The 13,279-nt window shown below is 59.2% G+C and carries 13 protein-coding genes and 3 pseudogenes; 9 read left to right on the top strand and 7 right to left on the bottom strand.

The annotated features are described in order from the left end of the window. Positions 1-201: 201 nt before the first annotated feature. A pseudogene (locus HLUSI_RS35050) lies at positions 202-285 on the top strand (alpha/beta hydrolase fold domain-containing protein); the annotation flags it as partial. Positions 286-466: 181 nt separating this feature from the next. Then, positions 467-1,492 (top strand): alpha/beta hydrolase, encoded by a 1,026-nt coding sequence (locus HLUSI_RS0111240; protein ID WP_016834080.1) that lies wholly within the window; start codon positions 467-469, stop codon positions 1,490-1,492. A 112-nt stretch (positions 1,493-1,604) separates the two neighbouring features. Here HLUSI_RS0111240 and HLUSI_RS28130 read toward each other — a convergent pair. Next, positions 1,605-2,357, bottom strand: a pseudogene (locus tag HLUSI_RS28130) (MFS transporter); the annotation flags it as partial. Positions 2,358-2,776: 419 nt separating this feature from the next. Between HLUSI_RS28130 and HLUSI_RS0111230 the strand changes: the two are divergent. From HLUSI_RS0111230 to HLUSI_RS33275, 7 genes are all read left to right on the top strand, one after another. Further along, complete coding sequence (locus tag HLUSI_RS0111230) at positions 2,777-3,694, top strand: ZIP family metal transporter (protein ID WP_238533979.1); 918 nt, start codon at positions 2,777-2,779, stop codon at positions 3,692-3,694. Between the two features lie 211 nt (positions 3,695-3,905). Continuing rightward, positions 3,906-4,115, top strand: coding sequence for a KGG domain-containing protein (locus HLUSI_RS0111225; protein ID WP_016833239.1), 210 nt, complete (start codon positions 3,906-3,908; stop codon positions 4,113-4,115). A gap of 126 nt (positions 4,116-4,241) precedes the next feature. Further along, the gene (locus HLUSI_RS0111220) at positions 4,242-5,168 is read left to right on the top strand and encodes a manganese catalase family protein (protein WP_016834077.1); all 927 of its coding nucleotides are present in this window, start codon (positions 4,242-4,244) and stop codon (positions 5,166-5,168) included. A gap of 98 nt (positions 5,169-5,266) precedes the next feature. Continuing rightward, positions 5,267-5,755: a YciE/YciF ferroxidase family protein gene (locus HLUSI_RS0111215; protein WP_029363405.1), complete on the top strand. Its 489-nt coding sequence runs from the start codon at positions 5,267-5,269 to the stop codon at positions 5,753-5,755. 71 nt (positions 5,756-5,826) lie between these two features. Beyond that, a complete protein-coding gene (locus HLUSI_RS0111210) occupies positions 5,827-6,339 on the top strand; it encodes a ferritin-like domain-containing protein (RefSeq protein WP_029363404.1) in 513 nt (170 codons plus the stop codon). A 173-nt stretch (positions 6,340-6,512) separates the two neighbouring features. Then, positions 6,513-6,905, top strand: coding sequence for a hypothetical protein (locus HLUSI_RS32195; protein WP_193365579.1), 393 nt, complete (start codon positions 6,513-6,515; stop codon positions 6,903-6,905). 92 nt (positions 6,906-6,997) lie between these two features. Next, positions 6,998-7,204, top strand: a complete 207-nt coding sequence (locus tag HLUSI_RS33275) for a hypothetical protein (RefSeq protein ID WP_162098066.1) — start codon at positions 6,998-7,000, stop codon at positions 7,202-7,204. A 140-nt stretch (positions 7,205-7,344) separates the two neighbouring features. On the opposite strand, the pseudogene HLUSI_RS28125 reads toward HLUSI_RS33275, so the two are convergent. The 6 genes and pseudogenes from HLUSI_RS28125 to HLUSI_RS34080 all read right to left on the bottom strand — a co-directional run. Then, positions 7,345-8,054, bottom strand: a pseudogene (locus tag HLUSI_RS28125) (ABC transporter ATP-binding protein). Position 8,055: 1 nt separating this feature from the next. After that, on the bottom strand, positions 8,056-10,014 hold the full coding sequence (locus HLUSI_RS0111195) for a branched-chain amino acid ABC transporter ATP-binding protein/permease (protein WP_029363403.1): 1,959 nt from the start codon (positions 10,012-10,014) through the stop codon (positions 8,056-8,058). A 5-nt stretch (positions 10,015-10,019) separates the two neighbouring features. Beyond that, entirely contained in the window at positions 10,020-10,910 is an 891-nt protein-coding gene (locus tag HLUSI_RS0111190) for a branched-chain amino acid ABC transporter permease (protein WP_016834072.1), read from the bottom strand. Positions 10,911-11,246: 336 nt separating this feature from the next. Continuing rightward, positions 11,247-12,398, bottom strand: a complete 1,152-nt coding sequence (locus HLUSI_RS0111185; RefSeq protein ID WP_016834071.1) for an ABC transporter substrate-binding protein — start codon at positions 12,396-12,398, stop codon at positions 11,247-11,249. Positions 12,399-12,523: 125 nt separating this feature from the next. Next, positions 12,524-12,934: an acyl-CoA thioesterase gene (locus HLUSI_RS0111180; RefSeq protein WP_016834070.1), complete on the bottom strand. Its 411-nt coding sequence runs from the start codon at positions 12,932-12,934 to the stop codon at positions 12,524-12,526. Between the two features lie 154 nt (positions 12,935-13,088). Beyond that, positions 13,089-13,279: hypothetical protein (locus tag HLUSI_RS34080; RefSeq protein WP_238533978.1), on the bottom strand; the 191-nt coding region annotated here is incomplete at its 5' end.

Here is a 13,279-nt window from a genome sequence, read left to right as displayed (position 1 = left end):
CCGCTGGCCGCCGCCGGCGGTCCTGCTATCTATACGCTGACACCTGAACAAGCCCGCAACCTGCTGGCCGGCGCACAGTCCGGCAAAGTCGCCAAGCCGGCCGCCGACATCGAAGACCGCGTGATCCCGGTCGGTCCGACCGGCAGCACCCGCATCCGCGTCCTGCGTCCGCAAGGCAACAAGGAAACACTGCCGGTGGTGATGTACTTCCACGGCGCCGGCTGGGTGATGGGCGACGTCAATACGCATGATCGCCTGGTGCGCCAGATCGTCGACGGCGCCAAGGTTGCCGTAAATTGCTTGCAATTTAATTTTCAACAATTTATTATTCGTTCCATGCACTGCCCCTCACTCCAGAAAGGCAAGCGCATGCATGACTTGTTTCATTTGCCAAAGCATCAAATACATTGCGCACAATTTAATTGTTCGAATATAAAACCCTCGCCCCTCCCCGAAAGGAAACATCATGAAATCGATCAAACAACTGCTCGCCCTCAGCGCCATCGCACTCGCCGCCGCTTCGGCCGCCCAATCTGCCTCCGCTGCTTCCGTGGAACCGCAAACCCAAGGCTTCCTCGACGCGCTGGCCGCCGCCGGCGGTCCTGCTATCTATACGCTGACACCTGAACAAGCCCGCAACCTGCTGGCCGGCGCACAGTCCGGCAAAGTCGCCAAGCCGGCCGCCGACATCGAAGACCGCGTGATCCCGGTCGGTCCGACCGGCAGCACCCGCATCCGCGTCCTGCGTCCGCAAGGCAACAAGGAAACACTGCCGGTGGTGATGTACTTCCACGGCGCCGGCTGGGTGATGGGCGACGTCAATACGCATGATCGCCTGGTGCGCCAGATCGTCGACGGCGCCAAGGTTGCCGTGGTCTTCGTCGACTACGACCGTTCGCCGGAAGCGCGCTATCCGATCGCCATCGAACAGGACTACGCCGCGACCAAATACGTCGCCGAACATGCTGCGGAATTCAACGTCGATGCAAGCCGCCTGGCGATTGCCGGCGACAGCGTGGGCGGCAACATGACTGCCGTGGTGAGCCTGCTGGCGAAGGAACGCAAGGGTCCGGCGATCAAGTACCAGGTGCTGTTCTATCCGGTGACCGACACCAATTTTGAAAACGGTTCGTACAACCAGTTCGCCAACGGCCCATGGCTGACCAGGGAAGCGATGAAGTGGTTCTGGAACGCCTACCTGCCGGCCGGCGCCAACCGCAAGGATCCGCATATCGCACCGCTGAACGCCACACTGGAACAGTTGAAGGATCTGCCGCCGGCGCTGGTCATCACGGATGAAAACGACGTCCTGCGCGATGAAGGCGAAGCCTATGCCGCCAAGCTGGCCAAGGCCGGCGTGCCGGTGACACAGGTGCGCTACCTCGGCACCATCCATGACTTCGTGATGCTCAATGCGCTGGGCGACACCCCTGCTGCGAAAAGCGCCGTCGATCTGGCGACCTCCAGCCTGCGCAAGGCGCTGGCCAGGTAGTCCCGCAGCAATCGCCCTGCAACAGCGCAAAAACAAAAACGCCCGCTTCATCAACGTGAAGCGGCTTCATCAACGTGAAGCGGGCGTTTTTGCGTGGCACGAAAGAAGCGTTTTATGCAGGAACCGCCACCGGCTTGTCATGCTGCTGCCCCTTGATGCGCAACACCATCACCGCGCCGACCAGGCAGGCCACGCCCATCAGCATCGACGACGCCGTGTAGTCGCCGAGGTTGGCGCGCATGAAGCCCGAGATCGTGGTGGCGGCGGCGGCGCCGAGCTGATGACCGGCGACGATCCAGCCGAATACGATCGGTGCAGCCAGGCGGCCAAACACATCGTTGGCCAAACGCACGGTCGGCGGCACGGTGGCGATCCAGTCGAGACCGTAGAAGATCGCGAACACGGTCAGGCCGAAATAATCGAGGCCGAACGCATACGGCAGGAAGATCAGCGCGATGCCGCGCAGGCCGTAGTACCAGAACAGCAGCACGCGCGGATTGAAGCGATCCGACAGCCAGCCGGACAAGGTGGTGCCGACCAGATCGAGCATGCCCATCGCCGCCAGGATGCTGGCGCCGCCGACTTCGGAAATCCCGTAGTCGTTGCACATGGCGATGAACTGCGTGCCGATGTAGCCATTGGTGCTCATGCCGCAGACGAAGAAGCTGAAAAACAGCAGCCAGAAATCGCGCACCTTCATCGCCTGGCGCAGCGCGTCGAACGCGATCGCCAGCGGGTTGCGCGCCTTCACGGCCGCATCCTCCGGCGCGTCGGCGGCCTGGCCGTAGCGACGCAGGCCGACGTCGGATGGACGCTCCGGCAGGAACAAGGCCACCAGCGGTACGGCGACGGCGGCAATCGCGGCGCCCTAAGCGGCGGCGAACGAGGTTCCGGTGCAAGCGGTACAGGCACATCCTTCGGCGCCAACGGCACGGGCGGCATGAACGGTGGCGGCAGCGGCGGCTCGGCCAGCGGGTCGTCCAGCGTCGGCGGTTCCTCGTCGGGCGGTAACGGAGGCAATACCGGTTCCGGACCATCGGCTCAGAACCAAACGAACCACACTGGCAACGCCGGCTCTGGCGGCAGCAGTGTAAATACGAGCGCGCCGAACGGTAGTAAGCGATAAGGGTAACGACGGCGATCAACGACAACGACAGTCGGTCATTTCGCCGCCGTCCGCATGCCCCAAGCCACAACCTGCCAATAGCAGCCGCAAACTTAACTTCAACGGCGTTCGCAGAAAGTCGCCTCTGGCTGATGCAAAAGCCAGCCGGAGGGACTTCGATGCCAAAAATCCACAAGCCGCAACCGCCACTTCTACAACCACCAGCGACGACTTCCGATGCGTCGTCTGAAATGCCGACCGTAGAGCATATTACCGTCGGCATTCTTTTTCTTTGCCTGCTGGGAGGGGTGGCGGTTTGGCTCCAAGGCACACCGCCTTTACGCGGAGCACTGCTCGGCGGTGCAGCCGCGGCATTGGCCACGGCCTCCGGGACAATTCCTGTCGCACTGTCAAAAGGTTTTTCGCGATGCGCCTCCGCCAGCTTTCTCGGCTTTGGGGCCGGCGTCATGTTGGCGGCATCCACTTTCTCCCTGATCATTCCGGCACTTGAGGCCATGCAGTCGCATGGTGTGCCACGCTGGGAATCCAGCGCTCAGGTTGCGCTGGGCGTACTCTTGGGAGCAGGATTCGTTCTCGTGCTGGACCGCTGGGGATCGATCGCCCTCCCCGGCTTACACAGCGACACAGACACCTCAGTTACACGCAAGGCATGGTTGTTTGTGCTTGCAGTGGCCTTGCACAATATACCGGAGGGCATGGCCATTGGCGTCGGCTACGCCGGCATCGCCCATTCACAAGCCAATACGCTCGCAGCGGGCATAGCCATCCAGGATATTCCGGAAGGTCTGGTGGTTGCGACAGCCCTGCGCAGCGTCGGCTATCGCAAAGGCATGGCGATCAGTATGGGGGTTCTTTCCGGCGTGGTTGAACCGATTGCAGCAGTGCTTGCTGCGGCCGTTGTCAGCACCTCGGAACTCTGGCTGCCTTGGGGTTTGGCAGGCGCGGCCGGCGCCATGCTGTTTGTCATCGCGCATGACGTGATCCCTGAAGCGCATCGCGATGGTCATCATCTTGCCTGTAGCTGCAGCATTGTTGGCGGTTTCATCTTGATGATGCTGCTCGATACCGCTCTGTAATTTGGCGCCGTCCCATGCCCCGCATTCTCCCGTTCTTTTTCAACCGAGAGCGCAAGCTCGTCTTCAGCGACGCTGTCATCCTCGCCAGTGGGCGCCGACCTGAAGAGTGGAAATGCTCCGATGCCGATACTCGGCAAAACTATTTACGATCTGTCTCACCAGGTTTGCAGAAACGTCCTGGTTTTTACTTATCCCCTTAAGGAGAAACACAATGGCTGATCAACAAAACCAAGGTAGCACCAGTAACCGCGGCTTCGCTTCGATGGATCCCGAGAAGCAACGTGAAATCGCAAGTGAAGGCGGCAAGGCTTCCCACGAAAAAGGAACCGGACATGAATTCAGTTCCGAGGAAGCACGTGAAGCTGGCCGCAAGGGTGGCCAAAACAGCCATGGCGGCGGTGGCAACAATCAGTCCCGCTAATCCTTAGCCGCAGGCTGACAGCCCGCATGCCCAGGTTTCCGGCATGCGGCCCAATTCACGAACCGAACTCTACGTCCGGTACTGCTCAGCCGTCCCCTCCACGCGCTCCCATGTAAAGGAGAAGTTATGTTCGCCCACAATAAAAGACTGCAGTACACCGTGCGTGTCAGCGAAACCAATCCCGGCCTTGCCAACCTGATGCTCGAACAATTCGGCGGCCCTCAAGGTGAGCTTGCCGCTGCATGCCGATACTTCACCCAAGCGCTCTCGGAAGACGACCCCGGTCGCAAGGACATGTTGTTTGATATCGCCACCGAGGAGCTCAGCCATCTGGAAGTCATCGGCAACATCGTTGTGATGCTCAACAAGGGCGCCAAGGGCCGTCTTGCCGAGGGGGTGGAAGAAGAAGCTGAAATTTACCGCTCTATTACTGGTGCGGGAAATGACAGCCACTTAACGCAAGTCTTGTACGGCGGCGGTGCCCCTTTGGTCAATTCGGCAGGAGTGCCCTGGAGCGCAGCCTACATCGACACGATCGGCGAACCGACTGCCGACCTCCGTTCCAATATCGCCGCCGAAGCGCGCGCCAAAATCGTTTATGAGCGCCTGATCAATTTAACTTCGGATCCTGGTGTCAAAGAAGCACTCGGTTTTTTGATGACGCGTGAAATCGCGCATCAAAAATCATTTGAAAAGGCCCTCTATGCTATTTCTCCCAATTTCCCACCAGGGAAAGCGGCCGGAGATCCACGGTTTGCAAGCGTGTATTACAACCTGTCACGCGGCCCCGGTGAAGAGCGAGGCCCGTGGAACCAAGGGGAAAAATGGGACTTCGTCTCTGACCCTGACGAGCAGCTCAATGTCGACGGCAAAGGCGGTGACGCCACGGTGGAACTCGGTAGCGAGGAAAGCGCCGTTGTGGCGCAAATGGCAGTGCGTACCGCCTCCGCGCAAACCGGCGATCCCCTTACAGGCGCCGAACTGGGAATGGGACCGGGAGGCACCGATGCGGAAAAGGTCGCAGCGGCAAAGGAGCCGCCCCCATCCGCTTGAACTTTAGCAATTTTCGAAGCGGCTGATCACGCGATTTCTGGTCCACCGACCGATATCAAGCCCAAGCTGGACACTGCTTCCCATCAATGGAGAATGAGATGACTGCAAAAACCCTGAAAGATCTTTTTATTCACAGTCTGTCGGATGTCTATAGCGCAGAAAAACAGTTGACCAAAGCATTGCCGAAATTGGCACGCGCGTCGACGTCCCCGCAATTGAAGCAAGCCTTCGAGACGCATCTGGAAGAGACCAATGGCCAGATCGAACGCATCGATCGCGTCGTACAGGCCTCGGAGTTGCGGCTCAAACGTATCAAATGCGTCGCGATGGAAGGATTGGTGGAAGAAGGTCAGGAGCAGATCGACGAGATCGAAAAGGGGCCAGTACTTGACGCGGCTCTTATCGGCGCCGCTCAAAAGGTAGAGCACTACGAGATCGCCACCTATGGCACGCTCGCCGCGCTGGCGAAAAAGCTGGGCTATGACGAGGCTCTCAAATTGCTCTTGGAAACGCTTGAGGAAGAGAAAGCGACCGACAAGAAGCTAACCGACATCGCCGAACAGGAGATGGCGGAAAACGGCGCATAAGCCATGAATGCATCAACGCTCGACAAGTTCTTCTTTTCAAACTTCCGTTCAATCTGACTACGAGGCAACCAATGACTACGTCCCCCAACGAGAATCTCCTCGACTGGCTCCGCGATGCCCATGCGATGGAGCAGCAGGCAGAGCATATGCTCAAGGCGCAAGCCGAGCGTATCGAACATTATCCCGAACTGAAAGCCCGGATTGAGCAGCACATCGAAGAGACGCTGGGGCAACAGGCCTTGCTCGACAACTGCATCAAGCGTCTGGGCGGCTCACCTTCCATGCTGAAAGATATCGGTGGAAAACTGATGGCTTTCGGCCAAGCGATGGGAGGAATGGCCATGACTGATGAAGTGGTCAAAGGCGCCATCGCCGGGTATGTCTTTGAGAACGTCGAGATTGCGACCTACACCGTGCTGATCGCGGCGGCGGAGCAAGCGGGCGATGCAGAAACTCAGCGCGCCTGCGAGCAGATCATCCAGGAAGAACGCGCCATGGCCGAATGGCTGTTGGCGCATTTACCGTCGGTCACCAAGCAATTTTTGGCGCGCTCGGCGATTCCGGATGTCACGGCAAAAGTTTGACCTGTCCCTACCGTCAATGCGGCATGCCCGTACATGTCCGTATCGGGGGATTGACGTAAGTTCTTTTTCAGGTTCCGGCAGTGGCGTTGCTTCTCTCGCTGATGTCGCTGAACCAATCCATTTTTTTGTTTTTTATCGGGCCACGTAAGGGGTCATCACTTAAGGAGACAATAATGAAACACAAACTTATCACTCTGCTTATCGTCAGCGCCTTTGCCACGACTGCATACGCACAGACGGGTTCATCGACGGCTACAGGTAGCGGCGGAACTGGAGCCAGCAGCACGACCAGTGGCGGCGCCAGTGGCAGCAGCCAATCGAAAAACGGCAAGCAGCGCCGCAACAGCACCGGTCAATCCTCCGGATCCGATAGCAGTTCGGGCAGCGGCTCGGTGAATGGCGGAAGTTCCGGTGCCGGTTCCAGCGGTTCCAACTCGGGCATGGGTACGAGCGGGTCCGGCGGTACAGGCACCGGTTCCGGTTCCGGCGGTTCGAGCGGTGGCTCCAGTGGTTCCGGTGGCTCCGGTGGCGCAGGTTCGAGCGGCGCAGGCGGCACCGGACGCTAAGCTGTCAGGAGCTGCCGGGCTGACCCGGCGGTTCCTTTCTTCGCCACGCCGCAGCATTTCCAAAAACCTCGGCTCAGATTGATGAGGCGTCTATGAAAAGAACAGCAACAGGTCCGCCGACACCGAAACCGGCCGTATCGCGTGACAGAAATCCTATCCAACCTGCATCGAGCGGTTCGGCTTCAAAGACCGTCCTGCGCGAAGAGCTGGACTCGGAAGCAGCACGGAAAGAAGCAATAGAGAAAACACGTAATGCAGCGCAGGGCAATTCAACGCGCGAAAACTCAAAAACATACTGAGCAACCGGCCTGATCAGCTGGCATCCTTAGCCGTTACCCACTGCGATGAAGCCGTAGTTTCGGTCGGCCATCGGCTTTTCGGTAGTCATGCTCCGGCACCGATGCAGCGGGTGCCGGAACACGAGAACTCATTCCAAAAACTAATGTGCAGCACCACCGCCGAGATATGCGGCTTGCACCGCCGGGTCGTTCTGCAGTTTGTCGGCCGGGCCGTGTACGGAAATCTTGCCGTTTTCCAGTACGTAGCCGTAGTCGGCGACGTTCAATGCCGCAGCGGCGAATTGTTCCACCAGCAGCATCGTGATCCCCTGTTCCTTCAAACGCAAGATGATGCGAAACACCTCCTCGACCAGGATGGGCGCGAGTCCCATCGATGGTTCGTCGAGCAGGATCACTTCCGGGTTGAGCATCACGGCGCGCGCTCGCCGCCGGACAGCGTGCCGGCCAGTTGCGTCTGACGTTCCTTGAGACGCGGGAACAACTCCAATGCACGTTCCAGGTCGTGAGCGATATCGCCCTTGGGACGCGCCCGGGTGAAGCGCGGGAACGCGCCCAGCAACAGGTTGTCGGTGACGCTCATGGTGGCGAAGACGCGGCGGCCTTCGGGCGAATGGGCGAGACCGGCGCGCGCGATCTTGTGCGAGTCCTGGCCGGTGACGTCCTTGCCGCCCAGGGTGACGGTGCCGCCCTTGGGCTTGATCATGCCGGAGATGGCGCGCATGGTGGTGGTTTTGCCGGCGCCGTTGGAGCCGATCAGGGTGACCACTTTGCCTTTCGGCACTTCCATCGAAATACCGTGCAGCACTTCAACCTTGCCGTAAGCGGCCTGCAAATTCGAAATCGTCAACATCTCAAGCTCCCGCGGTGGTAGGTGTGGCGTCGCCGGCGCTGCCGCCGAGATAGGCTTCGATCACCTTGGGATCGGCCTGCACTGCGGCCGGCTTGCCTTCGGCGATCTTCTGGCCGAAGTCGAGCACGGTGACGGTGTCGCAGATCGACATGACGACGTCCATGTGATGCTCGATCAGGATGATGGTGATGCCGACATCGCGGATCTTGCGAATGATGGCGACCAGCTCCTTGATGTCGGGCGCGGTGAGGCCGGCGGCCGGTTCGTCGAGCAGCAACAGGCTCGGATTGAGGCCCAGTGCGCGACCGATTTCGAGCAGGCGCTGTTTGCCGTACGGCAGGTTGCGCGCTTCTTCGTTGGCAAGATCGGCGAGGCCGACGAACTCGAGAATCGCGGCGGCGCGTTCACGTGCGGCGCGCTCTTCGCGCAGGTAGCGCGGGCTGTGCACCATGACGTCGGCGACGTTGCTGCGGAAGGTGTGGTGCAGGCCGACCAGGACGTTTTCAGTGGCGGACATTTCGCCGAACAGCTGGACGTTCTGGAAAGTGCGCGCCACGCCGCCCAGGGCGATCAGCGACGGCGGCTGGCCGGTGATGGTGCGGCCGTCGTATTCCACCGCGCCGTCAGTCGGACGGTAGATGCCGGTGAGCACGTTCATCATGGTGCTCTTGCCGGAACCGTTGGGGCCGATCAGGCCGTGCACGGTACCCTTGCGGACGTCGAGGTCGACCTTGTTGAGGGCTTTCAGGCCGCCGAACTGCATCAGCACCTGGTTGACCTTGAGCAGGGTTGCGCCGACTTCCTTGACCGCATCGTTGGTGATGACGGCGGCAGTCTTGTCGCCGGCGATTTGCTGCGCCAGCGGAACACGCTTGCTGAGCATGCGGCCGAACATGGCACGGCAGAAACCGACGATGCCGTCTTGCAGGTAATAGACCACGAACAGCGTCATCAGGCCGAAGATGGTGAGGCGCCAGTCGGTGATGTTTTCCAGCTTGTAGGAGAAGCCGGCCATGAGCACGGTGGCGACCACCGGCACGGCGATTTCGCGTGGCGTCTTGATCTTCTTGACGACCGAGCCGATGGCGCCGAGGACGACGATCACGGCAGCCACGGTGGCGATCTGGCGGAACAGTTCGATGTCCGACAGCAGGCTGGGCAGCATGACCACGATCAGCGCGCCGATGAGCGAACCGATGCGCGACTTGCGGCCGCCCATGATGACCGCCAGCAGGAACAGGATGGTCAGTTCGAAGTTGTAGGTATTGGGCGAGATGTACTCTTCCGAATACGCGTACAGGCAACCCGACAAACCGGCCAGCGCGGCGCTGATGACGAAGGCGTAGACCTTGTAGCGGTACACCGACACGCCCATGCAGTCCGAGGCGATCGGGCTGTCGCGCAGCGCCTGGAAGGCGCGGCCGAGGTTGGAGCGCAGAATGCGATGGACCACGATCAGCGACAGCACCATGAGCACCGCGACGACGTAGAAGAATTCGACTTCGTCGAGCTTGGTTCCGCCGAAACTCGGCTTCGGCACCTTGATGCCCATCGGACCTTCGGTGAGGAAAGTCATTTCATTGATGAGAATCTGGATGATGGTGCCGAAGGCCAGCGTGACCATCGCCAGGTAAGGACCCGTCACGCGCAAGGCCGGCAAGGCCAGCACTGCGCCGAAGACCGCAGTGACGCCGATGCTGGCCGGCAGGATCAGCAGGAACGGCAAACCGAGCTTGAAGTACAGCACGCCCGCGGTATACGAACCGATGCCGAACAGGCCGGCGTGACCCAGCGAAACCTGGCCGGTGTAGCCGACCACGATATCCAGCCCGAACAGCAGGATGGCGTAGATCAGGATGGTTTCCACCAGATGCAGATAGTAGGGATTGCGCACGAAGAGAGGCAGCACCGCGAGCGCGGCGATGCCCAGGATCGAAAGAAGAAGGATTTTCTTGTTCATGTTCATCAGACCTTTTTGATCGCGGTTTTGCCAAACAGGCCTGCAGGTTTTACAGCCAGCACAAGCAACAGCAGGAGCAGTCCGGGGACTTCCTTGTAGCCGGTCGAGATGTAGAACCCCGTGACGGTTTCAGCGATGCCGAGGATCAGGCCGCCGACAATGGCGCCCATGCCCGAGGTCAGGCCGCCGATGATGGCCACGGCGAATGCCTTGAGGCCAAGCGCTGCACCCATGGTTGCACCGGTCAGTGTCAGCGGCGCCACCAGCACGCCGGCGAAGGCGGCGGTTGCCGACGACAAGGCGTAGGAGAAGGTGATCACCACGCTGGTGTTGATGCCCATCAGGCCGGCGGCATCACGGTCGTTGGAGGTGGCGACCACGGCCTTGCCGTAGATCGACTTGCGGTTGAAGATTTCAACGGCGAGCATGATGGCCAGCGCGCCGACCACCACCAGCACCTGCATCGGTTGCACGTTGGCGCCGAAGATCTGGAACGGCACGCCCGACAGCGGGCTCGGGAACGGCAAGTCGTCCTTGCCCCAGATGTTTTCCGCGACGTTCTTGAAGATGATCGCCAGCGCAATGGTCGACATGATCCAGCCGAATTCGGACTTGATCTTGATGGCCGGACGCACGCCGATCCATTCGACGAAGACGCCTTGCAGCGCGCCGAAGACCAGCACGATCGGGATCATCAGCCAGTAGTTGAGATAGGGACCGCCGTGTATGTTGCCGACCACGGACAGGCCGACCAGCGAACCGAGCATCAATGCCTCGCCCTGGCCGAAGTTCAGTGTGCCGGAGGTGGCGAAGGTCAATTGATAACCGAAGGCGATCACCGCGTAGATCATGCCTAGCGCGATGCCGCTGAAAACCAGCTGTAACAGAATATCCATTATTTCTACCCAAGAAGCGGCTGCCATTGAATGGCGGGTTGAGTGCGCCGGGATCTTTGCGTCGTATGGCGGTGAGGAATTATGCAACCCGGGCCTGCTTATGCATATGCGTACAAGTACGCATATGCTCGCTACGCCCTGCCCGGCTTCGCTTTCGCGTTGCCCGACGTTGAACACACGGCCCGTTCAGCCGATGTGGATTCGACGTCGCTGCGACATTTCCGTCACTTCCGATACAAGTTAAAAGATCGTCAACAGACTCTGCGAAAAAGGCCAGTCCCCGGATCGCAAGGACTGGCCTTTATGCTTTAACGACAAATTACGTTGCCGTCAGACTTATTTGCCGAGTACGACGCGGCCGTTTTTGACTTCACCCATCACGACCATGTTGGCCTTGATGGCTTCGTGATCGTCACGCGTGAATGGCTTGTTGTACGTGGTGACAACGCCTTCAATCTTGGTGTTCAGGCTTTCCAGCGCGCCGCGGACTTTTTCGCCATCGGTGGAGCCGGCTTGCTTGATCGCTGCGGCCAGCAACAGGATCGAATCGTAGCCTTGGGCGGCGGACACAGCCGACGGCATGCGGTCAACCTTGTAAGCCTTTTGGTAGGCTTCGATGAAGGACTTGCGCTTTGGCGTGTCGCCATCCTGGATGAAGGTTTGCGGCATGCGTGCGCCATTGCCGTTCTTGCCGGAATTGTCGATGAAGTTGCCCATCGACAGCGGCCAGCTGCCGATGATAGGCACGTGCCAGTTCAGCTTTTCCATGCCGTTGGCGATTTGCGCCAGTTCAGGACCGATACCGTAAGTCAGCACGACTTGCGCGCCGCCTTGCTTCGACTTCAGCAACTGGGCCGTCATGTCGACGTCTTTGAGGTTGTACTTTTCGATGGCGACAGGCGTGATCTTCTTGGCGGCCAGGGCCTTTTCCAGATCTTCACGTCCCAACTGACCGTAGTTGGTCGAGTCGGCCAGAATCGCGACCTTGGTGTACTTTTGCTTGTCGATGGCTTCATCAGCCAGCATCTTGGCCTGGATCGCGTCGTTGGCTGAAGTGCGGAAGATGTAATTGTCCTTGTCCTTCTCGAACTGCTTGGTGACCACGGAGCCGGTAGCGACGTTGGTGATCACGGGAATCTTGGCTTCCTGGTAGAAGCGCTGCGAAGCCAGCGCCACGCCGGTATTGGCGTAACCCACGGTGGCGACGACTTTTTCCTTGTTGATCATCTCTTGTGCAATCTGCACGCCGCGCTCATTCTTGGCTTCATCGTCGCGCTCGACCAGTTGGACCTGGCGGCCCAACAGACCGCCGGCGGCGTTGATTTCAGCCACGGCCAGCTTGACGCCGTCGCGCATGGAGACGCCCATCGGCGCGGAACCGCCGGTGAACGGGCCGGACACGCCAATCTTGATCGGGTCGGCAGCTTGGCTGGAAAGGGAAAGGCTCAGCAATGCTGCTGCAACCAGAGCTTGGGTCTTGTAAGTCATTTGTCTTCCTCCTGGGTTTAATTATGTGGCCAGACCATCTTGTTGTGGACTAACTCTCCTCTGTTGCGGGTTCTCCGCAGCATCGGTATCGGGGCTGATTCTGTCGCATCTACCTTTCTCGAAACTTACAAACCTGTCAGGGTCTGTCGGATGCTTTCGGGTAGTGGAACCGATTTTTCTTGCTTGAAATTAACCCACACGATCTTTGCGCCGCCCTCAGCATAAATGATTTCCGGCTGATCGACACGCCGGATTTCATAGGTAGTTTCCACACTGGAGCGGCCGGGAGGCTGTGCGTACATGCGGATTTCGATGTCGGCCGGATACTTGAGCTGACGCAGGAAGCTGCAATGCGCATTGACGATCACCGGACCCAGCCCGTCGGCGGCCAAGCCGACGCCGATGGTTTCCAGCCACTCGATGCGGGTCTGCTCCATGTAGCGGAAATAGACGGTGTTGTTGACGTGATTGAAGGCGTCCATGTCGCCCCAGCGCACATCCATGCGCGAGGTATGAATCAATATCTTGTCGGTCATTCGGTGGCGTGCCTTTCGTTGGGCGCTAAAGCGATTCATCCATTGTTGAATTTATTTCATCTTTCTTGGGAGCGTCGAATCCCTCCCCCAATCCATTCCTTGCAATTTCGGCTCATGAGGTAGTGAGTCCATTTCCATACTTATAAAAGGGAAATCACATAAAATACTTGGCATCGCGAACATATTTGCGTTGCAGACTAGCATTCTCTCGCAAAATATTGAACAATAGCACGATCGTTCGCAAAAATATTCCAACCAAAAAACCATACGGGACACTCCATGACTCAACCTCAAGACTTGCTGGCGCAATACGGCCCGCGCGAAGCAATGGAATACGACGTCGTC

Source organism: Herbaspirillum lusitanum P6-12, from assembly GCF_000256565.1.
In the GTDB taxonomy this organism is placed as follows: Bacteria; Pseudomonadota; Gammaproteobacteria; order Burkholderiales; family Burkholderiaceae_D; genus Herbaspirillum; species Herbaspirillum lusitanum.
The sequence above is the reverse complement of the archived record's forward strand: the minus strand, read 5'-3'. Positions and strand labels throughout refer to the sequence as shown.

What these genes read in the sequence shown, in the direction of transcription:
- HLUSI_RS0111210 (WP_029363404.1), top strand. Translation starts at nt 5,827, where the DNA reads ATGACTACGTCCCCCAACGAGAATCTCCTCGACTGGCTCCGCGATGCC.
- HLUSI_RS0111185 (WP_016834071.1), bottom strand. Translation starts at nt 12,398, where the DNA reads ATGACTTACAAGACCCAAGCTCTGGTTGCAGCAGCATTGCTGAGCCTT.
- HLUSI_RS32195 (WP_193365579.1), top strand. Translation starts at nt 6,513, where the DNA reads ATGAAACACAAACTTATCACTCTGCTTATCGTCAGCGCCTTTGCCACG.
- HLUSI_RS0111225 (WP_016833239.1), top strand. Translation starts at nt 3,906, where the DNA reads ATGGCTGATCAACAAAACCAAGGTAGCACCAGTAACCGCGGCTTCGCT.
- HLUSI_RS33275 (WP_162098066.1), top strand. Translation starts at nt 6,998, where the DNA reads ATGAAAAGAACAGCAACAGGTCCGCCGACACCGAAACCGGCCGTATCG.
- HLUSI_RS0111180 (WP_016834070.1), bottom strand. Translation starts at nt 12,934, where the DNA reads ATGACCGACAAGATATTGATTCATACCTCGCGCATGGATGTGCGCTGG.
- HLUSI_RS0111240 (WP_016834080.1), top strand. Translation starts at nt 467, where the DNA reads ATGAAATCGATCAAACAACTGCTCGCCCTCAGCGCCATCGCACTCGCC.
- HLUSI_RS0111215 (WP_029363405.1), top strand. Translation starts at nt 5,267, where the DNA reads ATGACTGCAAAAACCCTGAAAGATCTTTTTATTCACAGTCTGTCGGAT.
- HLUSI_RS0111195 (WP_029363403.1), bottom strand. Translation starts at nt 10,014, where the DNA reads ATGAACAAGAAAATCCTTCTTCTTTCGATCCTGGGCATCGCCGCGCTC.
- HLUSI_RS0111230 (WP_238533979.1), top strand. Translation starts at nt 2,777, where the DNA reads ATGCCAAAAATCCACAAGCCGCAACCGCCACTTCTACAACCACCAGCG.
- HLUSI_RS0111220 (WP_016834077.1), top strand. Translation starts at nt 4,242, where the DNA reads ATGTTCGCCCACAATAAAAGACTGCAGTACACCGTGCGTGTCAGCGAA.
- HLUSI_RS0111190 (WP_016834072.1), bottom strand. Translation starts at nt 10,910, where the DNA reads ATGGATATTCTGTTACAGCTGGTTTTCAGCGGCATCGCGCTAGGCATG.